The organism is Burkholderia arboris, assembly GCF_038723655.1.
Taxonomy (GTDB): domain Bacteria; phylum Pseudomonadota; class Gammaproteobacteria; order Burkholderiales; family Burkholderiaceae; genus Burkholderia; species Burkholderia arboris.
In genome coordinates, this window is record NZ_CP109821.1 from 2,149,542 (window position 1) to 2,168,701 (window position 19,160).

A 19,160-nucleotide genomic window follows, 5' to 3' on the forward strand; every position below is an offset into this window, starting at 1 on the left:
CTCATTATTATTCGCGATCCCGATGCGCGGAACCGCCGGTCTTGCATTTTTTGGATGTTGTTACAGACCGGATACATTCGGCCAGCCCGGCCCGGTGGCCCCGCATCGGGCACAGCCGGGCCGATCCGGCCCCGCCAGGCGCCGATCTCCGCCGAACACGCGCCCTTCCCCCCGTCAACGCGACGGCCACTTCCAGGCCGGCAGGTCACGCGTATCGGCGTCGACGAGCGCGGTCGCACCGAGCTGCTTGTCGAGCACCAGCGATTCGCAGCCGGCCTCGCGCTCGAGCGTCGCGATGAGCCGCGCCGCGTGCGACACGACGAGCACCTGCGAGCGCTGCGCCGCCTGTGCGATCAGGCGGCCGAGCGCGGGCAGCAGATCGGGATGCAGGCTCGTCTCCGGTTCGTTCAGCACCATCAGCGCGGGCGGGCGCGGCGTCAGCAGCGCGGCCGCGAGCAGCAGGTAGCGCAGCGTGCCGTCGGACAGTTCGGCCGCCGCCAGCGGCCGCAGCAGCCCCGGCTGTCGCATCAGCACGTCGAAACGGCCGCGTCCGCCCGGATTGTCGATCTCGACCGACGCGCCGGGAAATGCGTCGTCGATCGCCGCATCGAGCGCCGCCGCGTCGCCGATTTCGCGGATCGTCTGCAGCGCGGCAGCCAGGTCGGCGCCATCGTCCGCGAGCACCGGCGTATGGGTGCCGATGTGCGACTGCCGCGCCGGCGCCTGCGCGTCGGTCCGGAAATGGTCGTAGAAGCGCCACGAGCGGATCCGCTCGCGCACCGCGATCATCTCGGGCGCACCGGTCGGATCGGCGAACTCGGTCATCATGCTGTCGAAGCTCGCGACCGGCTGCGGAATCGTCTGCCAGTCTCCCGACGCGGTGCGCGCACGGATCTGCGCGCCCTGCCGGTCGACCAGCAGCGTCGACGGGCGCAGCAGCGCGCCGCCCCAGATGCATTCACGCTTGACCACCGGGTCGAGCGCGAACTGCGAATGGCTCGGCACCGGCAGGCCGAGATCGATCGAATAGCCGAAATCGTCGCACGCAAAGCCGAGCTTCAGGCTCACGGGCCCCTTGCGCACCGTGCCCGTGACCGGCGCCTCGCCGGCCAGCATCGCGCGCGAGAAGCGCTCGGGGCCGGCCCACAGCGTCGACGGCAACCCGCCTTCGCGGGCAAGCGACGGGATCACGCGGCCCTGCGCGGTGTCGGCGAGCAAGCGCAGCGCGCGATACACGCTCGACTTGCCGCTGCCGTTCGGCCCCGTGACGACGTTGAGCGCCGCGAGCGGCACGATCAGCTCGCGCAGCGAGCGGTAATTGGCGATGGCGAGCGTCTTCAGCGCAGTCATGGGAACGGGAAAAACGGAAAAAGGCACCGGGCCGCGCTTAGCGGCCTTCGGCGGCCTGCGGATCGGCTGCGGTATGGGCCGCCGTGCTGGCGGCGGGCGCCCGCGCATGCGGCCGTTCGGGATTCGGCGCGTCCGGCGCCGATTCATGCGGATACAGCTCCATCCGGCTGCGCGGCAGGCATTGCGGATAGCGGTCCTGCAGGTACGCGATCAACCCTTCGCGCACGCGGCAGCGCAAATCCCAGCACGACGGCGAATCGGCCGCGCTGACCAGCGCGCGCAACTGCATCGTGCGCTCGGTCGCGTCGGTCACCTGCAACACCTGCACACGGCCGTCCCACTCGGGCGCCGCATGGACGAGCCGCGCGAGCTCCTCGCGCAGCGGCGCGAGCGGCGTGCGGTAGTCGACCGACAGGTAGACGGTGCCGATGATCTCCGAGCTACTGCGCGTCCAGTTCGTGAACGGGTTCTCGATGATCCACTGCAGCGGCACGACGAGGCGCCGCTGGTCCCACAGCCGTACCGACACGAACGAGCCGGTGATTTCCTCGATGCGCCCCCACTCTCCCTGGATCACGACCACGTCGTCGAGCCGGATCGGCTGCGTGAGCGCGATCTGCAACCCGGCGATCAGGTTGCCGAGCACCGGCCGCGCGGCGATACCGGCAACCAGCCCCGCGACGCCGGCCGACGCCAGCAGGCTCGCGCCGACCTGGCGCACGTTCGGGAACGTCATCAGCGCCGCGCCGGTGCCGATGATCACGATCAGCACCATCACGGTCCGCACGAGCACCCTGGCCTGCGTATGGATGCGTCGCGCCTGCAGGTTGTCGGCCGTATCGATCGGATGGGCCTGGATGATCGCGTCGCCGACGCCGGCCGCGAGCCGCACCAGCAGCCACGTGAGCGACACGATCGAGCCGACCGCGGCCGCGGTGCGCATGCCGCGCACGAACGACATGCCGTCGTCCGCCTGGACCCACAGGAATTCGAGCGCCAGCAGTGCGATCACGACGAGCGACGGCTTGTCGATGTAGCGCAGGATCGCGCTCATCAGCGGATACGGCTGCGCGATGCGCTTGACGATGCGTGCGCCGAGACGGTGCACGACCGTGACGACCAGTATGACGATGACCGACACGGCCAGCGTGCCGAGCCACGAATGCAGCGGCGCATCGGCGATGCGCTGCAGTTCCTCGATTGAAATCATCGGCGCCCTTGGCTGATGAGGCGCGCGCGCCTCGTCCTGGATGCGTCGGCGACGTCCGGGCCGCGTACGTCCCCGGACACGGCGTCAGATCAGTTGCCGCTCCTGCACGGAAACGCCTTGCCGAGACCGAGCGACACCGCGGTGCTCGCGTTGTAGTCGGCCAGCTTCGGATTTTCCGCGATGTACTTGCGCACCGCGTCGGTCATCTGCTGCGCCCGGATGTCGGGCGGCAGGCAGAAATACTGGCCGACGCGCGGCCCCGTGGTGCCGCCGATCGCGTCGATCGTGTTGTAGACGCCGTCGGCGGCGCCTTCGATATAGGCCGCGCACGACGCCCGCGACTTGACGTCCGTCTTCGCGCACAGCCGGTCGAGATCCGCGCCCGTGAAAGCCGCCGCCGACAACGGTACGGCAAACGCCGCGGCACAAAACATTGCGCGCAACATGGTGTTCCTTATGTCAATGCGGCCCGAGACCGCCTGCTGCCTTGGCCGGCGCGGCGCCGGGCACCCTGCTCCGGCCGGAATCCGGCCGGGCGGGCGTACCGTCCGCCGCACCGAAAACCGTCATTTTGCACTCTTTTGCGCATCTGCCGGCGCCGATCCGCCGACGCGCTCCGTCCGCTTGCTCAGGATGTCGATCGCGTCCGGCGCCTTGTAGTGCTTCGCGAACTCGAGCGCGGTGATGCCGAGCTGGTTCTTCACCTGCGGATCGGCACCCTGGTCGAGCAGCAGGTTGACCGTCGATGCATGGTTGCCGCGCGCGGCCATCATCAGCGGGGTCGTGCCGTTCGGCGATGCGGTGTCGATGTACGCGTCGTGATCGAGCAGCAGCTTGACGACCGCGTCCTGGCCGTTGGTCGCCGCGTAGTGCAGCGGCGCCCAGCCCTTCTTGCTGACTTCCGCGCCCTTGTCGATCAGCAGCTTCGCGAGGGCGAGATCGCCGTTCAGCGACGCGAGCATCAGCGCGTTCTCGCCGGCCTTGTCTTCCTTCTCGAGGTCGACGTTCGGCGTCGTCGCGATCGCGGCCGCGACCTTGTCCGACTTCTCGCGAGCGGCGATCACCAGGATCGGGTCGCCGTTCGGCGCGAGCGTGTTCGGGTCGAGCTTGCCGCTCTTGAGCTGCTTGCCGATGTCGGCGATGTCGTCGAACTTGACGGCCTTGACGATCGCGTCGAGCGACTCGGCGTGCGCGCCGGCGGCGGCGAACAGGCCGCTCGCGACCAGTGCGGCGGCGGCGAGTGCACGTTTGGACAGATGATTGGTCGGCTTCGTCATTGTTGTGGGCTCCTTCCCTGGGTTGTATCGGCTGCGCGCACGTCGTTAGCGGGCGATCTTGAACAGCCGGAAAAAGTTCTGCGTCGTCGCATCGGCGAGCGCCTCGACGGCGATCCCGCGCTCGGATGCGATAAAGCGTCCGACATGGCTGACGTACGCAGGTTCATTCGGCTTGCCGCGATACGGCACCGGCGCGAGGTACGGCGAGTCGGTTTCGATCAGCAGCCGGTCGAGCGGCACGCGCCGCGCGACGTCCTGCACGTCGGTCGCACTCTTGAACGTGACGATGCCCGACAGCGAGATATGGAAGTTCTGTGCGAGCGCCTGCTCGGCGACGGACCACGGCTCGGTGAAGCAATGCATCACGCCGCCCGGCACGTCCGCACGCTCCTCGGCCATGATCCGCAACGTGTCTTCCGACGACGAACGCGTGTGGACGATCAGCGGCTTCATCGTCGCGGTCGCCGCGCGGATGTGCGTGCGAAAGCGTTCGCGCTGCCATTCCATGTCGGCGATCGAGCGGCCTTCGAGGCGGTAGTAGTCGAGGCCCGTCTCGCCGATCGCGACGACCTTCGGGTGCGCGGCCAGCTCGACGAGCTCCGCGAGCGTCGGCTCGCGCGCGTCCTCGTGATCGGGATGCACGCCGACCGACGCGTAGACGTTTTCGTGCGCGTCCGCGATCGCAAGCACGTCGGGCAGCGTCTCGAAATCGACCGACACGCACAGCGCGTGCGTGACGTCATGCTCGCGCATGTTCTCGAGAACGGCCGGCAGGCGGTCGGCCAGGCCCTTGAAATTGATGTGGCAGTGAGAGTCGACGAACATCGTGTTTCCTGAATACGTAAGACGGGCGCCCATGCGCTCGCCGGCATGCGGCAACGGGCGGCGTTCGCGGGCCGGCAAGCCCGGCGCGCGTCGCCATGCGATCCGCGCATCGTTTCCCAACCCGATGGAAACGATGCCGGATCAAGCAAACATTTCCCGATATCCGAGAAACAATTCCTCGAATACGAGCCGCGCGTTGAGCGGATGGTTCTCGACCGTCCGCTGCCGCGTCACGGCTTTCATGAAGCGCGCGAACGCGTTGGCATCGACCGATTCCGCGCAGCGCGCAAGGGCTGCCGCGTGCATCGGGAAGTAGCGCGGCGCGCCCGCCATCCGCTGCGCGAGCAGATCGTACAGCCAGCGCTGCAGCCAGCCGAGCACCAGCGGCACCGGCAGCTTCTGCAGCGTCTCGCCGCACGCGAACGGATCGCATGCCGCACCGGCCGCGAGCTGCCCGAGCGTGTAGTCGCGCAGCGGGCGGTTCTCGTCGCTCGCGAGCGCCAGCGCGGCGAGCGGCGCGCCGCCGGCTTCGGCAAGCAGCGCGCTCGCGTGGTCGACGCCCTGCGCTGCAAGCCATGCCTCGGCCGCGTCGGGCGCCGGCACCGTCATCGGCCACTGCCGGCAGCGGCTGATGATCGTCGGCAACAGGCGGTCGATGCGCGCCGACACGAGCAGGAACACGACGCCGGACGGCGGCTCCTCCAGCGTTTTCAGCAACGCGTTCGACGCGGCGACGTTGAGCGCCTCGGCCGGATACAGCACGACGACGCGCAAGCCGCCGCGATGCGAGCCGACCCCGCAGAAGTCGAGCAGCGCGCGCACCTGCTCGATCTTGATTTCCTTGCTCGGCGCACGGGTCTTCTTGCCGCCTTCGTCCGCCTCGGCCGGCTTCGCGTCGTCCGCGGCGCCCGGCGCTTCGCCGGCCAGCGCCTCGGGCAGCACGATCCGGTAGTCCGGGTGGTTGCCCTGCGAGAACCAGTTGCAGGCCGCGCAGGTCCCGCACGGCTCGCCGTTCGGCTGCGGCGATTCGCACAGGAAACCCTGTGCGAGATGCTGCGCGAACTGCAGCTTGCCGATCCCGGCCTGACCGTGCAGCAGCAGCGCATGCGGCCATTGCGCGCGCAGTTGCTGCAAGCGGTTCCAGTCGTCGGTCTGCCACGGATAGATCATCTGGTGCGTTCCTTGCGGGTTACAGCGCGGCGAGCACGCGTTCGAGCTGCTGGCGGATCTCGGGAATCGACTGCGTCGCGTCGACGATCGCGAAACGGTGCGGCGCCTCTTCCGCGCGTCGCAGGTATTCGCCGCGCGTGCGGTTGAAAAACGCGTCGGATTCGCTTTCGAACTTGTCGGGCATGCGCGCGGCGCCGCGGCGCTCGCTCGCGATCTGCGGCGCGACGTCGAACAGCACCGTGAGGTCGGGCTGGAACCCGCCCTGCACCCAGCGCTCGAGCGTCTCGAGCTTGTCGCGCGGCAGCCCGCGGCCGCCGCCCTGGTACGCGAACGTCGCGTCGGTGAAGCGGTCGGACACGACCCAGTCGCCGCGCGCGAGCGCCGGCTCGATCACGAGCGCGAGGTGCTCGCGGCGCGCGGCGAACATCAGCAGCGCTTCCGTCTCGAGATCCATCGGCTGGTTCAGCAGGATTTCGCGCAGTTTCTCGCCGAGCTGCGTGCCGCCCGGCTCGCGGGTGACGACGACCTGCCGTCCGGCGGCGGCCAGCTTGCCCTGGAGCCGTTCGCAGAACCATTGCAGGTGGGTGGTCTTCCCCGCCCCGTCGATGCCTTCGAACGTAATGAATTTACCGCTCGCCATTATTGACCTCGTATGTACTTGTCCACGGCCTTGTTGTGATCGCCCAGCGTGTCCGAGAACACGCTCGTACCGTCGCCCTTCGCGACGAAATAGAGCGCGCTCGTCGATGCCGGATTGATCGCCGCCTGCAGCGCGGCTACGCCCGGCAACGCGATCGGCGTCGGCGGCAAGCCGCGTCTTGTGTAGGTATTGTAAGGAGTGTCGGCCTGCAGATCGCGCTTGCGCAGGCGGCCGTCGTACGCGTCGCCGAGCCCGTAGATCACCGACGGATCGGTCTGCAGCGGCATGCCGACGCGCAACCGGTTCACGAACACGGCCGCGACGAACGCGCGGTCGGCCGCGTGGCCCGTTTCCTTCTCGACGATCGACGCAATCGTCAGCGCTTCGTAAGGTGACTTGTACGGCAGCCCCGGTACGCGGGCGGCCCACGCCTCGTCGAGACGCGTCTGCATCAGGTGGTACGCGCGCCGGTAGATGTTCAGGTCGCTCGTGCCCTTGTCGAACAGGTAGGTATCGGGGAAGAACAGCCCCTCGCCGCTGCCGCGCTGCACGGCGCTGTCCGGTGCGCCGATCGCACGCAGCAGCTCGGCGTCGCTCATGCCGGCGGTCGAGTGCGCCAGGTCGGGGTTCGCATCGAGTTCCGCGCGCATCCGCTTGAAGGTCCAGCCTTCGATGACGGTCGCGACGTACTCGTTCACGTCGCCGCGCGCGATCTTCTGCAGCACCTCGTAAGGCGTGATGCCGGTCTTGAACTCGTAGTTGCCGGACTTGAGCCGGCTCGACAGCCCGAGCACGCGCGTCATCGCGACGAACCCGAACGGCTCGACCGGCACGCCGCCACGCTTGAGCTGCAGCGCGACGCTCTTCACGGTGCTGCGCGGCTTGATCGTGACGTCGAGCGATGCCGAGCCCAGCAGCAACGGCCGGGTCGCCCAGTAATACCCGCCGCCCGCGCCGGCAGCGGCCACAACGACGGCCAGCGCCACGATCGTCGCGGCGCATTTCTTCAGTAGGGACATGGAAACGTGACTCAGGTAAGACCCATATAATACTTGCTCGCCTCCGTCAAAGTCAGGGTTGACTGTTCCCTCATTCCATGAGCACACCGTTCGCTTCACCGGCTGCCCAGGCCGCATCTGCCTCGCTCCCCGTTTTCCCCCGCCCGTCCGCCGCCGATTTCGATGCCCCGGGCGCCTGCATGCCGCTGCCGCAGTTCGGCGTGATCGACGTGGCCGGCGACGACGCCGCGACGTTCCTGCACAGCCAGCTGACCAACGACATCGAGCATCTCGACGCCGCGAGCGCGCGGCTGTCCGGCTATTGCTCGCCGAAGGGGCGCCTCCTCGGCTCGTTCCTCACGTGGCGCGCCGGTCACGGCGTGCGCCTGCTCGTGTCGAAGGACGTGCAGCCGGCCGTGCAGAAGCGGCTGTCGATGTTCGTGCTGCGTGCGAAGGCGAAGCTCACCGACGCGAGCGACACGCTCGCGGTCGCCGGCTTCGCGGGTGACGTGCGCGACGCGCTGTCGGGCATCTTCGATGCGCTGCCGGACGGCGTGCACGTGAAGGTCGACGGCCCGGCCGGCGCGCTGATCCGCGTGCCCGACGCGGCCGGCCGCAAGCGTTATCTGTGGATCGGCCCGCGCGCGGAAGTCGAAGCGCGCCTCGCGGCGCTCGCCGGCACGCTGCCGGTGGTGTCGCCGGCCGTGTGGGACTGGCTCGACGTGCGCGCGGGCGAACCGCGCATCACGCAGCCGGCCGTCGAGCAGTTCGTGCCGCAGATGGTCAACTTCGACGTGATCGGCGCCGTTAACTTCAGGAAGGGGTGCTACCCGGGCCAGGAAATCGTCGCACGCAGCCAGTACCGCGGCACGATCAAGCGCCGCACCGCGCTCGCGCACGTCGCCGGCGAGCTCGATACCGTGCATGCCGGCGTCGAGCTGTTCCACAGCGACGACCCGGGCCAGCCGTGCGGGATGATCGTCAACGCGGCGGCCGCGCCTGCGGGCGGCGTCGACGCGCTCGTCGAGATCAAGCTCGCCGCACTCGACAACGGCACGGTGCACCTCGGTTCGGCCGACGGCCCGGTGCTTGCATTCGACGCACTGCCGTACGCATGGCCGACGGAAGTGTGACGCACTGACAACCTGTTCGGGCGCCGGCTCGCGAGTCGCAGCCGGCGCCCGATGTTTCCTGCGAGAGATTCGCCCGATGTGTCTGATTGCCTTCGACTGGCAGCCCGATGCCGCCGCCGGTCCCGTCTTTACCCTCGCCGCCAACCGCGACGAGTTCTTTCGCCGGACGAGCGCGCCGCTTTCGTGGTGGGAGGATGTGCCGGGCGTACTGGCCGGCCGCGATCTCGAAGCGGGTGGCACGTGGCTCGGCGTCTCGCGCGACGGCCGCTTCGCCGCGCTGACGAATTTCCGTGCGCCGTTCGACATCCGCGCGGGCGCGCCGACCCGCGGCAAGCTCGTGTCCGACTTCCTCGGCGGCCCGTCCGTCGCCCCGCTCGACTATCTCGGGCAGCTTGCCGAGCATGCGGCCGTGTACAACGGCTTCAACCTGCTCGTCGGCGACTGGCGGCGGCGCGAACTTGCCTGGTTCTGCAACCGTGCGCCCGAAGGCGAAAACACGGTCGCCGCGCCCGTCGCGATCACGCCCGGCGTGCATGCGCTGTCGAATGCGCGGCTCGATACACCCTGGCCGAAAGTCGTGCGCAAGCGCGCGGAGCTCGGCACGCTGCTCACCGACAATCCGAGCCCGTCGCTCGACGAGCTGATCGCGCTGATGCGCGACCCGCATGTCGCGGACGACGACGCGCTGCCGCACACCGGCATCCCGATCGAGCGCGAACGCGCGCTGTCGGCCGCGTTCATCGAGACGCCCGAATACGGCACGCGCGGCACGACCGCGCTGCGCGTCACGATGAAGGAAGGCGTGCGGCTGACGGTCGAGATCAAGGAGCGCTGCGACGACGACGGTTCGCACCGCACCGTCCGCCCGGGTTCGTTCGAGCGCGCGTTCACGTTCGACCTCGACGCGACGCCGCCGCGCTGAACGCACGCACCGCGCGCTAAGGCGCGCGCGTCATCTCCACGTGCGGCACGCCGGCTTCGACGAACGGTGCGCCGACCGTCGCGAAGCCGTGCCGCAGATAGAACGACACCGCCGAATCCTGCGCGTAGAGCCGCACGGCGGCTTCGCCGCGACGCCGCGCGGCCTCCAGCAGCGCATTCAGCACGGCTGACCCGACGCCCTGCCCGCGCACATCGGCCAGCACCGCGACGCGGCCGATCGTGCCGGACGGCAGCAGCCTCCCCGTCGCGACCGCGCGGCGCCTTCCGTCCGCCGCGTCGATCCGGTACGCGACCACGTGCAGCGACAGCGGATCGTCATCGTCGAGCTCCCATTCCGGCGGAATCTGCTGCTCGCGCACGAACACCGCGTCGCGGATCCGCGCGGCATCGCCGCCCAGTACCGTCCAGTCGCCCGTTTCCACCACACCGTCCGTCATCGCAGCCTCCATGCGGCGCGCACGCCTTCAGGCGCCCGCGCCCGTCATACGTCGTCGAATGCGGCCTTCAGCGCCGCGACCGCATCGGCATGGGCGGCCCGCACCTCGGGGATGTAGCCGCCCATCTTGAAGAATTCGTGGATCATGCCGGGATAGCGGACCAGCGTGACCGCGTTGCCGGCCGCGCGCAACTTGTCCGCGTACGCCGCGCCCTCGTCGCTCAGCGGATCGTATTCGGCCGTCGCGATCCACGCCGGCGCCACGCCCGCAAACGACGGCGCGCCGCGCGTGCCGTCGAGCGGCGCGAAACGCCAGTCGTCGCGGTCCGCCCGATCGCGCACGTATTGCGTGAAGAACCACTGGATCGTGTCCTGCGTCAGCAGGTAGCCGTTCGCGAGCCGCGCATGCGATTCGGTGTCCTGGTAGCCCGTCACGCCCGGATAGATCAGTAATTGCAGCGCCAGGCGAATGCCCGCGTCGCGCGCGAGCACCGCGCAGACGGTGGCGAGCGTGCCGCCCGCGCTATCGCCGCCGACCGCCAGCCGCGCGGCGTCGATACCGAACGTGGCGGCTTCGCGATGCAGCCACTGCAATGCGTCGTCGGCATCGTTCACCGCGGTCGGGAACCTGTGTTCGGGCGCGAGCCGGTAGCCGACCGACAGCACCGCGCATTGCGCATCGTGCGCAAACATCCGGCACAGCGCATCGTGCGTGTCGACGCTGCCGACCGTGAAACCGCCGCCGTGGTAGTAGACGAGCGCGGGCAGCGGCTCCGCAAGACTCGGCTCGACCGGCAGGTACAGCCGCGCAGCGATCGTGCGGCCGTCGCGCGTCGGTACCACGCATTCCTCCACCGAATGCATCGGCGCCGGCGCGACATCGAGAATCGGCGCGCTCTTCTCGTACGCGGCGCGCGCCTGCTGCGGCGTCTGGTGGTGATAGGACGGACGTTTCGCGCGCTCGATCATGTCGAGCACCTGGGCGATCTTCGGATTCAGCGGCATCGGTGTGGACGGCGCCGGTGCGGCGCCGTGAACGGACAAGCTTGACATGATGCCACGCGCGCACCGGGCGGGCATGGCGCGCGAAGTGCCGGAATCCCGTGCTGCAAAACAAACGGCCCTGCCTCATTCCAGAGACAGGGCCGTGCGTGTGGACGCTTACGCGTCGCTCGGACCGGGCTGCGCGTCCGGCGCCGTGCGCGAGCGTTGCCGCTTGATGTCGCGGCCCACCGCGAGCCGCCGCATGTACTTGAACGTACCGAGCGCCTTCGCGACGAAATTGCCGTCGCTGTCGCGCACTTCGCCTTCGCAGTAGGCCATCGTCGTCGAGCGGTGCATCACGCGCCCGTAGGCGCGCAACTCGCCGCGGCCCGGCTGCATGAAGTTCACCTTCATCTCGACCGTGACGACGCCGACGCCGTCGTCGGTCAGGCTGCGCGCCGCCATCGCGAGCGCGATGTCCGCGAGCGTCATCGTCACGCCGCCGTGCGCGATGCTCCACGTGTTCATGTGACGCTCCTCGAGCGGCAGCACGATCTCGCTCGCCCCGTCCTTCGCGGACACGAGCTGCACGCCGAGCAGGTCGACGAACGGGCTTTCGATCGACGGGCCTTCCGTCGGAGTTGCCGCGTCGCTCATCGTGCGCTGTCGACGATGTAGTCGACGCACTCGCGCGATTCGGCCACCGCGACGACGAATTTCTTCACTTCCTGGTGAACCGGGTGCACCTGGTATGCGTCGAGCGCAGCCTTGTCCGCGAAATCGGAGACGAGCACGATGTCGGCGGTCGCGTCGAGGCCGGGCGTCGCCACGCCGACGTCGATCTGCAGCGTACCCGGCACGAGGTCGCGGCAACCTTCGAGCTTTTCCTTCAGCTTCAGCGCGTTCTGTGCGCGCGTCGCGCCTTCGGCCGATTCCTTCAGTTTCCACATGACGATATGTCTGATCACTTCGGTTGCTCCAGTTCGTGTTGGTTCGGCAGTTCGCCTGTCACTCTTGGCAATCGGGTACGTCGCCCCCGATCACCGTTCACTCGAAATCGTGTCCAGCCCCAAGATCCGACAAGCGAAGGCAGGCGACAAGCCTACCAAACTTGCCGACGCCTAATGGATTGTATTTTGAGGCCCTTGTCGGAGATGACCCACCGTTAGCACCAAGCAGCTTGACCGGTGAAGCGAACGATCAATCAATGACCGCGATCGCATCAACCTCGATCAGGTAGCCGGGGGACAGCGTCGCGACACCGAGCACCACGTCCGCCGGCTTGTGATCGCCGAACAGCGCTTTCCGTGCACTTTCGATAATCGGCAGGCATGCGTCGCGGTCGTAATTGACGACGTAGATGGTAATCCTCGCGACCTGCTCGGGTCGCGCCCCGGCACCCGCGAGTGCCCGGCCGAGATTGCCGAATACCTGGCGCGCCTGGGCGTCAAGATCACCCTGTCCAACCAGCTTGCCGTGGATGTCCTCGGGCTCCTGGCCCGAGATGAATACCATCTTGCTCCCCGTCGCAACGACGACTTGCGTGTAGGTTTGCGGAACGGGCAGATCCTTGGGATTGATGCATTCGAGCGCCATTGAGCGGGCCTCCTGCCATGGTCGAATTCCACCCCGCCAACACGTGCTGGCCAGGTCTACAGGAATCGCGCTGCGACAGGCCTTTTCGATCGATTCCTTCGACAAATGCTAGCAGACGTCGAGGCATTTCCTGGCCTCGTCGCCAGGTACAGGCTGGATCGCGGCACTGGAGACGCCCCTGTGGATCGGGACCGCCGGCAAGCGCGACGTACGGGCCGACGGCTCCAATGACACGAACGCGATCTTCGATTGCTTGGCAGGAATGCGGATTGCTCGGTTTCGCGCGCGCCGTATCAGCGCATCCCGGCCTTTCACGACAACGGCCGATATAAACACGACGATTCATTTCCTTTCCGACGTCAATCGCCGGGATGAAACGCTATTGCCGATCGTTTCATTACCGGATATCCAGATTGCACTCCTCAAATCAATTCAATCGCACATTTTACCGATTCAACGAGTAATAATTGCGACTGGATTCTCAATCAAATATTGAAAAATCACACGACATTATTGACTTTGACTTTCCCCAAAATTTAGAATCCCCTACGACGGCTTAAGTTTCATTTTCTTCCACCGCACCCGATCCGCCACTCACTGCCGCGAAGGCGCTTTGCATCGCCTTTCCCTTGCTGCACAAAGACGCCCTCGTCGCTTCAGTTTTCCGCACTTATCAGTCATGCGTTTATTTGCAGCCTGATTTGCTTTTTAACAAGCGCCACGCTTCGATTAATTCCAGCCATTCACCCAAATAGCTGCGACACGAGACCAAACGGACCACAGATCCGCGCATTCGAACATCCAGATAAAAAATCGCCATTCATCAGGAGGGACATCAACATGCATCGCCTTGCGAAGTCGCTGTGTCTCGGGCTCGTCTGCGCCAGCCTGCTCGCAGCCTGCAACGACGACGACGTCCAGTCGAACAGCCCGCCGTCGAACCAGGCCGCGCTGTCGTTCCGCATGGACACCGGTGGCCAGATCAACGCGTTCTACCGGCAGGACAAGGTCGCCGCGCACCTGCTGGTGCGTTCGTCGACGAAGCCGCGCCTGCTCGTGGTCTTCCCCGCCGGTAACAGCGGCACCGGGCTGTGGTTCGACGACACCGCGCAACCGGTGAACTGGAGCCTCGACACGTCACCGTCCGCGCTGTCGGCGCCCGACGCGCGCGGCCGCCCGCTGTACGGCATCGGCGCCGACGTGTCGGTCGATACGAATACGCTGACGATCCGCCAGGGTGTGCTCAGCAACGTGCGCTTCCTGCGCGACTTCAACGGCGGCGCAACGATTCCGCAGCAGATTCTCACCACGCCGACCGTCCAGGGCAGCGCCGCGCAATGGCAACGCGACCGGATCGACGGCGCGCCCGGCTATTCGCTGCGCATCACGCTGCGCGACGGCGGCAGCATCGCGCCGGCAGCCGGCGGCAAGCTCGTGCTGAACGCGCCGGCGGGCTCGCACACGCTGAAGCTGCACATCGATGCGCTGTCGGGCGAGACGCCGTTGTCGCCGATCGCGCACGCGGACCTGTTCGCCCCGTCCGTGAACCCCGACCCGGTGAGCCAGAACGTCCTCGAATTCCTGAGTTTCAACGACAAGCTGCTGGCCGGCTCGTGGCAGTACGACACGTACTTCGGCCGCGACACGCTGATCTCGGTCCGCATGCTGATGCCGGTACTCGGACCGGCGGCGATCGAGGCCGGCCTGTCGTCGGTGCTGAGCCGCCTGTCGGTCGACGGCAGGGTCGCGCACGAGGAAGGCATCGGCGAATTCGCGCTGGTCGACAACCAGAAGAACGGACGGCCGAACGATCCGGCGCCGACCTACGACTACAAGATGATCGACAGCGACTACCTGCTCGCGCCGATCGCGGCCGCATGGCTGATCGACGATACGCGCGGCCAGGCGCGTGCGGCTGCGTATCTCGCGCAACGCGGCAGCGACGGGCAGACCAACGGCAACCGCCTCGTCGTGAACCTGCTGCACGTCGCGACGACCGCGCAGGCGTTCGCGCAGCAACCGACGGTCGCGAACTTGATCCACCTGCGGCCCGGCGAGATCGTCGGCAACTGGCGCGACAGCACCGACGGCCTCGGCGGCGGCGTCTACCCTTACGACGTGAATGCGGTGCTCGTGCCGGCTGCGCTGCGCGCGGCGAACGCATTCCTCGCGCACGGCCTGCTCGATCCGTATCTGGATGCCGGGCAACGCGCGACGCTCGCCAACACGGCGACCGAAGCCGCCACGTGGGAAACGCAGGCGCCGCCGCTGTTCCAGGTCAGCGTGCCGGCTGCGCAGGCGGCCACCGACGTGTCGACCTATGCGCCATCCGCCGGCGTGCCGGCCGGTGCCGCGCCAGGCGCACCGCTGGCGTTCTACGCGCTGTCGCTCGATCAGCAGGGCAACCCGATTCCGGTGATGAACTCCGACGGCGGTTTCGCGCTGCTGTTCGGCACGCCGCCGGACGACCAGCTCCAGCGGATCGTCACCGACGTCACGCGGCCGTTCCCGACCGGGCTGGTGACCGATGCCGGGATGCTGATCGCGAACCCGGCGTATGCGAATCAGTCGCTGTGGCCGAAATTCACGAGTTCCGCGTATCACGGCACGGTGATCTGGTCGTGGCAGCAGGCGATGTGGGTGGCCGGGCTCGATCGCCAGCTCGCACGGCAGGACCTGTCTGCCGCGACCCGCACGCTGCTCACGCAGGCGCGGCAGACGATCTGGCAGGTGATCTCGAACGGACGCGACATGCGGACGTCGGAAATGTGGACGTGGTCCTACGTGAACGGCAAGTACCAGACCGATGCATTCGGCACGCGCAGCGCGGACGCGACCGAAGCCAACGCGGCCCAGCTCTGGAGTACGACGTATCTCGCGATCCGCGATCCGCAGCAGCGCGCGGGCAAGTACTGGTGGCAGGCGTCGCAGCAGATGCCGGACGGGCAGCCGAAACATGCGACGGCGGTGGCGTCACGCTAGCGCATCGCCTGCCGGCCGGCATGCAAACAGCCTCGGGGGCGTTGCCGCCTCCGGGGCTTCGGCTGAAACCGGACTACCGCGACACCACGCGGTTGCGCCCCTCCCGCTTCGCCGCGTACAACCGCTCGTCGACCACCCTCAGCAACGCATCGACCGTGCTGCCGTCGACGCCGTATTGCGCGACGCCGACGCTGACCGTCACCTGCACGCGCTTGAAGTCCAGCCCGAACGGCGAACTCGCGATCGACGAACGCACGCGCTCGGCCGTCATCCGCGCGCCTTCGAGCGGCATGTCCGGCAGCAACGCCATGAACTCCTCGCCGCCGACCCGCGCGAGCCCGCCCGCCGGCCGGATCGCCTCGAGGCACTGGCGCACGACGCCGCGCAGCACCTCGTCGCCGATCTGGTGCCCGTAGGCATCGTTGATGTTCTTGAAATTGTCGAGATCGAGTGCGAGCAGGCAGAACGGCGTGCCGTCGCGTTCGGCCCGCACTATCTCGCGCTCGACCTGCGCGATGAACTGCCGGCGGTTCGACGCGCCCGTCATCGGATCGGTCGCGGCCATGTACTCGAGCTTCTGGTTCGTGCGTCGCAGTTCCTGCAACGCGCTCTCGGTACGCGACATCGATTCCGCCAGCCGGCTCATCAGGTCTTCCTGGCTGTAGATCGCCGAGAACGAACGCGTCGTCTGCAGCGCCTGCACGACGCCGTAGCTGAGCAGGAAGAAGCCGCCCGCGAAAATCGCGTGCGCCAGCCACCACATGTGATTCCACGGCTTGCCGAGAATGAACGCGAGCGACGACAGCGCGAACGCCATGATCGACACGCCGTAGATCACCATCAGCGGCGAACGGATCCGCCGCGCGAGCAGCAGGCACACGTTCAGCAGCGAGAACACGAGCGCGCCGCCTTCCATCGACAGCCGCGTCCCCAGCGCGCCGGCGATCGGCGAATACGCAATGTAGGCAACGACGACGTTGACGATCACGAAGAACACGATCCACGGCAGCCACGTCCGCACGCTCGTGCGCTTCTCGATCCGGTCGGGCGGACGCGAATACGACAGCAGGCCCGTCAGCAACAGGATCGACATCACGAGCCGCGACGCGGGCCCGTACAGCAGGAACAGCCAGATATTGTGGTGCGCCATCCCGGTGAACGCACCGTGCAGCGCATAGATCATCGCGAAGCCGAGAAAGCCGAGCGTCAGCCAGCGCAGCAGCGGCTCGCCGGACGACCGGTAGCACACCCACGTCACGTAGGTGACGAACGCGCCTTCGAGGGTCGCGGCCGCGATCGCAATTTCATGGAATGCGTGGCTCTCGAACACGACGTGCGGGTCGCTGAAGAACCACAGATAGGCAATCAGATACGCAGGCAGCAACGCGAATCCGACCAGCAGGCATTTCGCGTAGAGCCTCGCGGCCGCGCTGACGACGCGCGGCGGTTCCCCGGCTGCATAAGTCGTACTCATTCGGTCCCCGGTCGGTCTGCTGCGTTGGTTCGAACCTTCGCGGCACGGATCGCGCGATGCGCGCTCCGGCCCATCGTGCCGAAAGGCAAATGTCAGAGCAAGTATAGGTGGGGCAATTCGTTTGACAAGTAAGGGGAAACGGCATTGCCGGGCACATGCCTTTTGCTTCCCGACCGTTTCGAATTGCGGTTCAGTCGTGCCGATTCACGTCGCGGCCGCGGGCGTCGCCGAAGCGCGCCCGTGGCCGCCACCGGTCAATGATCAGAGGATTTCGAACAAGCCGGCCGCACCCTGCCCGCCGCCGATGCACATCGTGACGACCACGTACTTCACGCCGCGCCGCTTGCCTTCGATCAACGCATGGCCCGTCAGGCGCGCGCCCGACACGCCGTACGGATGGCCGACCGCGATCGCGCCGCCGTTCACGTTCAGCCGGTCCTCAGGAATCCCGAGCGTGTCGCGGCAGTACAGCACCTGCACCGCGAACGCCTCGTTCAGTTCCCACAGGCCGATGTCGTCGACCTTCAGCCCCGCCTGCTTCAGCAGCTTCGGCACCGCGAACACGGGGCCGATGCCCATCTCGTCGGGCTCGCAGCCGGCCACCGCGAAGCCGCGGAACACGCCCAGCGGCTGCAGCCCTTCGCGCTGCGCGGCCTCGGCGCTCATCACGACGCATGCCGACGCGCCGTCCGAGAACTGGCTCGCGTTACCGGCGGTGATCACGCCGCCCGGCACGGCCGAACGGATCTTCGACACGCCTTCGAGCGTCGTGTCGGGGCGAATGCCTTCGTCGGCCGATACCGTCACTTCCTTCGTGAACAGGCGGCCCGTCGCCTTGTCGGCAATGCCCGCAAGCACGGTGATCGGCACGATTTCGTCGCGGAAACGCCCGGCTTCCTGTGCGGCCGCGGCGCGCAGTTGCGACTGCACGCCGTATTCGTCCTGCCGCTCCTTCGAGATGCCGTAGCGCTTCGCGACGTTCTCGGCCGTCTGCAACATGTTCCAGTAGATCTCCGGCTTGTGCTGGACGAGCCAGCCTTCCTGGACCATGTGCCGGTTCATCTCGTTCTGCACGCACGAGATCGATTCGACGCCGCCCGCGACATAGACCTCGCCTTCGCCCGCGATGATCCGCTGCGCGGCCAGTGCGATGGTCTGCAGCCCCGACGAACAGAAACGGTTCACCGTCATCCCCGGCACGGTCACGGGCAGCCCCGCACGCAGCGCGATCTGCCGTGCGATGTTCGCGCCGGTCGCGCCTTCGGGGTTCGCGCAGCCCATGATCACGTCCTCGACGCGTGCGGGGTCGAGCTTCGCGCGTTCGAGCGCGGCCGCGACCACGTGGCCGCCGAGCGTCGCGCCGTGCGTCATGTTGAATGCGCCACGCCAGGATTTCGCCAGCGGCGTGCGTGCGGTCGATACGATTACGGCTTCGGTCATGCGAGTCTCCTTCGGTCCTGCTTCAAATATGTAAACAGACCCTGAATCGGATGGGAAATGCGCTACGCCGCCGGGCGCGCGCCCGCGGACGTCACATGTGCGACGCCCGCTGCCTGCATCTGCTGCCATGCGTGCGCGAGCGACCCGTTCAGGTCGATCGCACGGCACGCATCGTTGATCACCGCGGCGTCGAAACCGGCCGCGCGCGCATCGAGCGCCGACCACGCAACGCAATAGTCGGTCGCGAGCCCGCAGCACCACACGCGCTTCGCGCCGAGTTCGCGCAGGTAGCCCGCGAGCCCGGTGCGCGTCGTGCGGTCGGCTTCGACGAACGCGGAATAGCTGTCGACCTGCGCGTCGCCGCCCTTGCGGATCACGAGCCGCGCGTGCGGGATGTCGAGGTCGCGATGCAGCGCTGCACCTTCAGTGTCCTGCACGCAATGCACGGGCCACAGCACCTGCTCGCCGTACGGCAGCGCGAGCGTGGAAAACGGCTCGCGGCCCGGATGGTTCGCAGCGAACGACACGTGCTCGCGCGGGTGCCAGTCCTGCGTGAGCACGACCTGGTCGAAGCGCTGTGCGAGCGCGTTGATCACGGGGACGACCGCATCGCCGTCCGGCACCGCGAGCGCGCCGCCCGGCATGAAGTCGTATTGCACGTCGATCACGAGCAGGACGTCGTCGGTGCGTTTCATTGCGTGTC

Annotated in this window: 19 protein-coding genes; 3 read left to right on the plus strand and 16 right to left on the minus strand. The window is 67.5% G+C overall.

Annotated elements, in window-relative coordinates:
- Positions 1–174: 174 nt before the first annotated feature.
- The 8 genes from OHZ10_RS10095 to mltG form a co-directional block, all read right to left on the minus strand.
- A complete protein-coding gene (locus OHZ10_RS10095; RefSeq protein WP_342702306.1) occupies positions 175–1,350 on the minus strand; it encodes an AAA family ATPase in 1,176 nt (391 codons plus the stop codon).
- A gap of 37 nt (positions 1,351–1,387) precedes the next feature.
- A complete protein-coding gene (locus OHZ10_RS10100) occupies positions 1,388–2,560 on the minus strand; it encodes a mechanosensitive ion channel family protein (protein ID WP_256084992.1) in 1,173 nt (390 codons plus the stop codon).
- An 89-nt stretch (positions 2,561–2,649) separates the two neighbouring features.
- The gene (locus OHZ10_RS10105; RefSeq protein WP_006485939.1) at positions 2,650–3,006 is read right to left on the minus strand and encodes a Rap1a/Tai family immunity protein; all 357 of its coding nucleotides are present in this window, start codon (positions 3,004–3,006) and stop codon (positions 2,650–2,652) included.
- A gap of 120 nt (positions 3,007–3,126) precedes the next feature.
- Positions 3,127–3,837 (minus strand): ankyrin repeat domain-containing protein, encoded by a 711-nt coding sequence (locus OHZ10_RS10110; RefSeq protein ID WP_059233955.1) that lies wholly within the window; start codon positions 3,835–3,837, stop codon positions 3,127–3,129.
- Between the two features lie 45 nt (positions 3,838–3,882).
- Complete coding sequence (locus tag OHZ10_RS10115; RefSeq protein WP_174992988.1) at positions 3,883–4,662, minus strand: TatD family hydrolase; 780 nt, start codon at positions 4,660–4,662, stop codon at positions 3,883–3,885.
- 141 nt (positions 4,663–4,803) lie between these two features.
- A complete protein-coding gene (locus tag OHZ10_RS10120) occupies positions 4,804–5,832 on the minus strand; it encodes a DNA polymerase III subunit delta' (protein ID WP_059233953.1) in 1,029 nt (342 codons plus the stop codon).
- A 19-nt stretch (positions 5,833–5,851) separates the two neighbouring features.
- Positions 5,852–6,472, minus strand: coding sequence for a dTMP kinase (gene tmk / locus OHZ10_RS10125; RefSeq protein WP_059233952.1), 621 nt, complete (start codon positions 6,470–6,472; stop codon positions 5,852–5,854).
- Positions 6,472–7,491 carry an endolytic transglycosylase MltG gene (gene mltG, locus OHZ10_RS10130; protein WP_059233951.1) on the minus strand — a complete coding sequence of 340 codons (1,020 nt, stop codon included), beginning with the start codon at positions 7,489–7,491 and terminating at the stop codon, positions 6,472–6,474. Before mltG ends, tmk begins: the two co-directional genes overlap by 1 nt.
- Before the next feature lie 77 nt (positions 7,492–7,568).
- Here mltG and OHZ10_RS10135 point away from each other — a divergent pair, with 77 nt between their 5' ends.
- Together OHZ10_RS10135 and OHZ10_RS10140 are read left to right on the plus strand one after the other, a co-directional pair.
- Positions 7,569–8,603, plus strand: coding sequence for a YgfZ/GcvT domain-containing protein (locus OHZ10_RS10135; RefSeq protein ID WP_059233950.1), 1,035 nt, complete (start codon positions 7,569–7,571; stop codon positions 8,601–8,603).
- A 76-nt stretch (positions 8,604–8,679) separates the two neighbouring features.
- Positions 8,680–9,525: an NRDE family protein gene (locus tag OHZ10_RS10140; protein ID WP_174992989.1), complete on the plus strand. Its 846-nt coding sequence runs from the start codon at positions 8,680–8,682 to the stop codon at positions 9,523–9,525.
- A gap of 16 nt (positions 9,526–9,541) precedes the next feature.
- On the opposite strand, the gene OHZ10_RS10145 is transcribed toward OHZ10_RS10140, so the two are convergent.
- From OHZ10_RS10145 to OHZ10_RS10165, 5 genes are all read right to left on the minus strand, one after another.
- Complete coding sequence (locus OHZ10_RS10145) at positions 9,542–9,982, minus strand: GNAT family N-acetyltransferase (protein WP_059233948.1); 441 nt, start codon at positions 9,980–9,982, stop codon at positions 9,542–9,544.
- Between the two features lie 44 nt (positions 9,983–10,026).
- Positions 10,027–10,986 (minus strand): alpha/beta hydrolase, encoded by a 960-nt coding sequence (locus OHZ10_RS10150; protein ID WP_342704401.1) that lies wholly within the window; start codon positions 10,984–10,986, stop codon positions 10,027–10,029.
- A gap of 156 nt (positions 10,987–11,142) precedes the next feature.
- Complete coding sequence (locus OHZ10_RS10155) at positions 11,143–11,622, minus strand: PaaI family thioesterase (protein WP_006483907.1); 480 nt, start codon at positions 11,620–11,622, stop codon at positions 11,143–11,145.
- Positions 11,619–11,933, minus strand: a complete 315-nt coding sequence (locus OHZ10_RS10160; protein ID WP_027787175.1) for a Dabb family protein — start codon at positions 11,931–11,933, stop codon at positions 11,619–11,621. The genes OHZ10_RS10155 and OHZ10_RS10160 overlap by 4 nt, the downstream gene beginning before the upstream one ends.
- A 232-nt stretch (positions 11,934–12,165) precedes the next feature.
- A complete protein-coding gene (locus OHZ10_RS10165; protein ID WP_340624194.1) occupies positions 12,166–12,561 on the minus strand; it encodes a RidA family protein in 396 nt (131 codons plus the stop codon).
- A gap of 840 nt (positions 12,562–13,401) precedes the next feature.
- Between OHZ10_RS10165 and OHZ10_RS10170 the strand changes: the two genes are divergently transcribed.
- Positions 13,402–15,543 (plus strand): hypothetical protein, encoded by a 2,142-nt coding sequence (locus tag OHZ10_RS10170; RefSeq protein WP_342702317.1) that lies wholly within the window; start codon positions 13,402–13,404, stop codon positions 15,541–15,543.
- Between the two features lie 73 nt (positions 15,544–15,616).
- Here OHZ10_RS10170 and OHZ10_RS10175 read toward each other — a convergent pair whose 3' ends face one another.
- From OHZ10_RS10175 to pncA, 3 genes are all read right to left on the minus strand, one after another.
- Positions 15,617–17,017 (minus strand): GGDEF domain-containing protein, encoded by a 1,401-nt coding sequence (locus tag OHZ10_RS10175; RefSeq protein WP_059233944.1) that lies wholly within the window; start codon positions 17,015–17,017, stop codon positions 15,617–15,619.
- Between the two features lie 261 nt (positions 17,018–17,278).
- On the minus strand, positions 17,279–18,457 hold the full coding sequence (locus OHZ10_RS10180) for an acetyl-CoA C-acyltransferase (RefSeq protein WP_174992997.1): 1,179 nt from the start codon (positions 18,455–18,457) through the stop codon (positions 17,279–17,281).
- Between the two features lie 62 nt (positions 18,458–18,519).
- Positions 18,520–19,152 carry a bifunctional nicotinamidase/pyrazinamidase gene (gene pncA / locus OHZ10_RS10185; RefSeq protein WP_059233942.1) on the minus strand — a complete coding sequence of 211 codons (633 nt, stop codon included), beginning with the start codon at positions 19,150–19,152 and terminating at the stop codon, positions 18,520–18,522.
- Between the last annotated feature and the right edge of the window lie 8 nt (positions 19,153–19,160).

What these genes read in the sequence shown, in the direction of transcription:
- OHZ10_RS10095 (WP_342702306.1), bottom strand. Translation starts at nt 1,350, where the DNA reads ATGACTGCGCTGAAGACGCTCGCCATCGCCAATTACCGCTCGCTGCGC.
- OHZ10_RS10100 (WP_256084992.1), bottom strand. Translation starts at nt 2,560, where the DNA reads ATGATTTCAATCGAGGAACTGCAGCGCATCGCCGATGCGCCGCTGCAT.
- OHZ10_RS10105 (WP_006485939.1), bottom strand. Translation starts at nt 3,006, where the DNA reads ATGTTGCGCGCAATGTTTTGTGCCGCGGCGTTTGCCGTACCGTTGTCG.
- OHZ10_RS10110 (WP_059233955.1), bottom strand. Translation starts at nt 3,837, where the DNA reads ATGACGAAGCCGACCAATCATCTGTCCAAACGTGCACTCGCCGCCGCC.
- OHZ10_RS10115 (WP_174992988.1), bottom strand. Translation starts at nt 4,662, where the DNA reads ATGTTCGTCGACTCTCACTGCCACATCAATTTCAAGGGCCTGGCCGAC.
- OHZ10_RS10120 (WP_059233953.1), bottom strand. Translation starts at nt 5,832, where the DNA reads ATGATCTATCCGTGGCAGACCGACGACTGGAACCGCTTGCAGCAACTG.
- tmk (WP_059233952.1), bottom strand. Translation starts at nt 6,472, where the DNA reads ATGGCGAGCGGTAAATTCATTACGTTCGAAGGCATCGACGGGGCGGGG.
- mltG (WP_059233951.1), bottom strand. Translation starts at nt 7,491, where the DNA reads ATGTCCCTACTGAAGAAATGCGCCGCGACGATCGTGGCGCTGGCCGTC.
- OHZ10_RS10135 (WP_059233950.1), top strand. Translation starts at nt 7,569, where the DNA reads ATGAGCACACCGTTCGCTTCACCGGCTGCCCAGGCCGCATCTGCCTCG.
- OHZ10_RS10140 (WP_174992989.1), top strand. Translation starts at nt 8,680, where the DNA reads ATGTGTCTGATTGCCTTCGACTGGCAGCCCGATGCCGCCGCCGGTCCC.
- OHZ10_RS10145 (WP_059233948.1), bottom strand. Translation starts at nt 9,982, where the DNA reads ATGACGGACGGTGTGGTGGAAACGGGCGACTGGACGGTACTGGGCGGC.
- OHZ10_RS10150 (WP_342704401.1), bottom strand. Translation starts at nt 10,986, where the DNA reads ATGCCGCTGAATCCGAAGATCGCCCAGGTGCTCGACATGATCGAGCGC.
- OHZ10_RS10155 (WP_006483907.1), bottom strand. Translation starts at nt 11,622, where the DNA reads ATGAGCGACGCGGCAACTCCGACGGAAGGCCCGTCGATCGAAAGCCCG.
- OHZ10_RS10165 (WP_340624194.1), bottom strand. Translation starts at nt 12,561, where the DNA reads ATGGCGCTCGAATGCATCAATCCCAAGGATCTGCCCGTTCCGCAAACC.
- OHZ10_RS10170 (WP_342702317.1), top strand. Translation starts at nt 13,402, where the DNA reads ATGCATCGCCTTGCGAAGTCGCTGTGTCTCGGGCTCGTCTGCGCCAGC.
- OHZ10_RS10175 (WP_059233944.1), bottom strand. Translation starts at nt 17,017, where the DNA reads ATGAGTACGACTTATGCAGCCGGGGAACCGCCGCGCGTCGTCAGCGCG.
- OHZ10_RS10180 (WP_174992997.1), bottom strand. Translation starts at nt 18,457, where the DNA reads ATGACCGAAGCCGTAATCGTATCGACCGCACGCACGCCGCTGGCGAAA.
- pncA (WP_059233942.1), bottom strand. Translation starts at nt 19,152, where the DNA reads ATGAAACGCACCGACGACGTCCTGCTCGTGATCGACGTGCAATACGAC.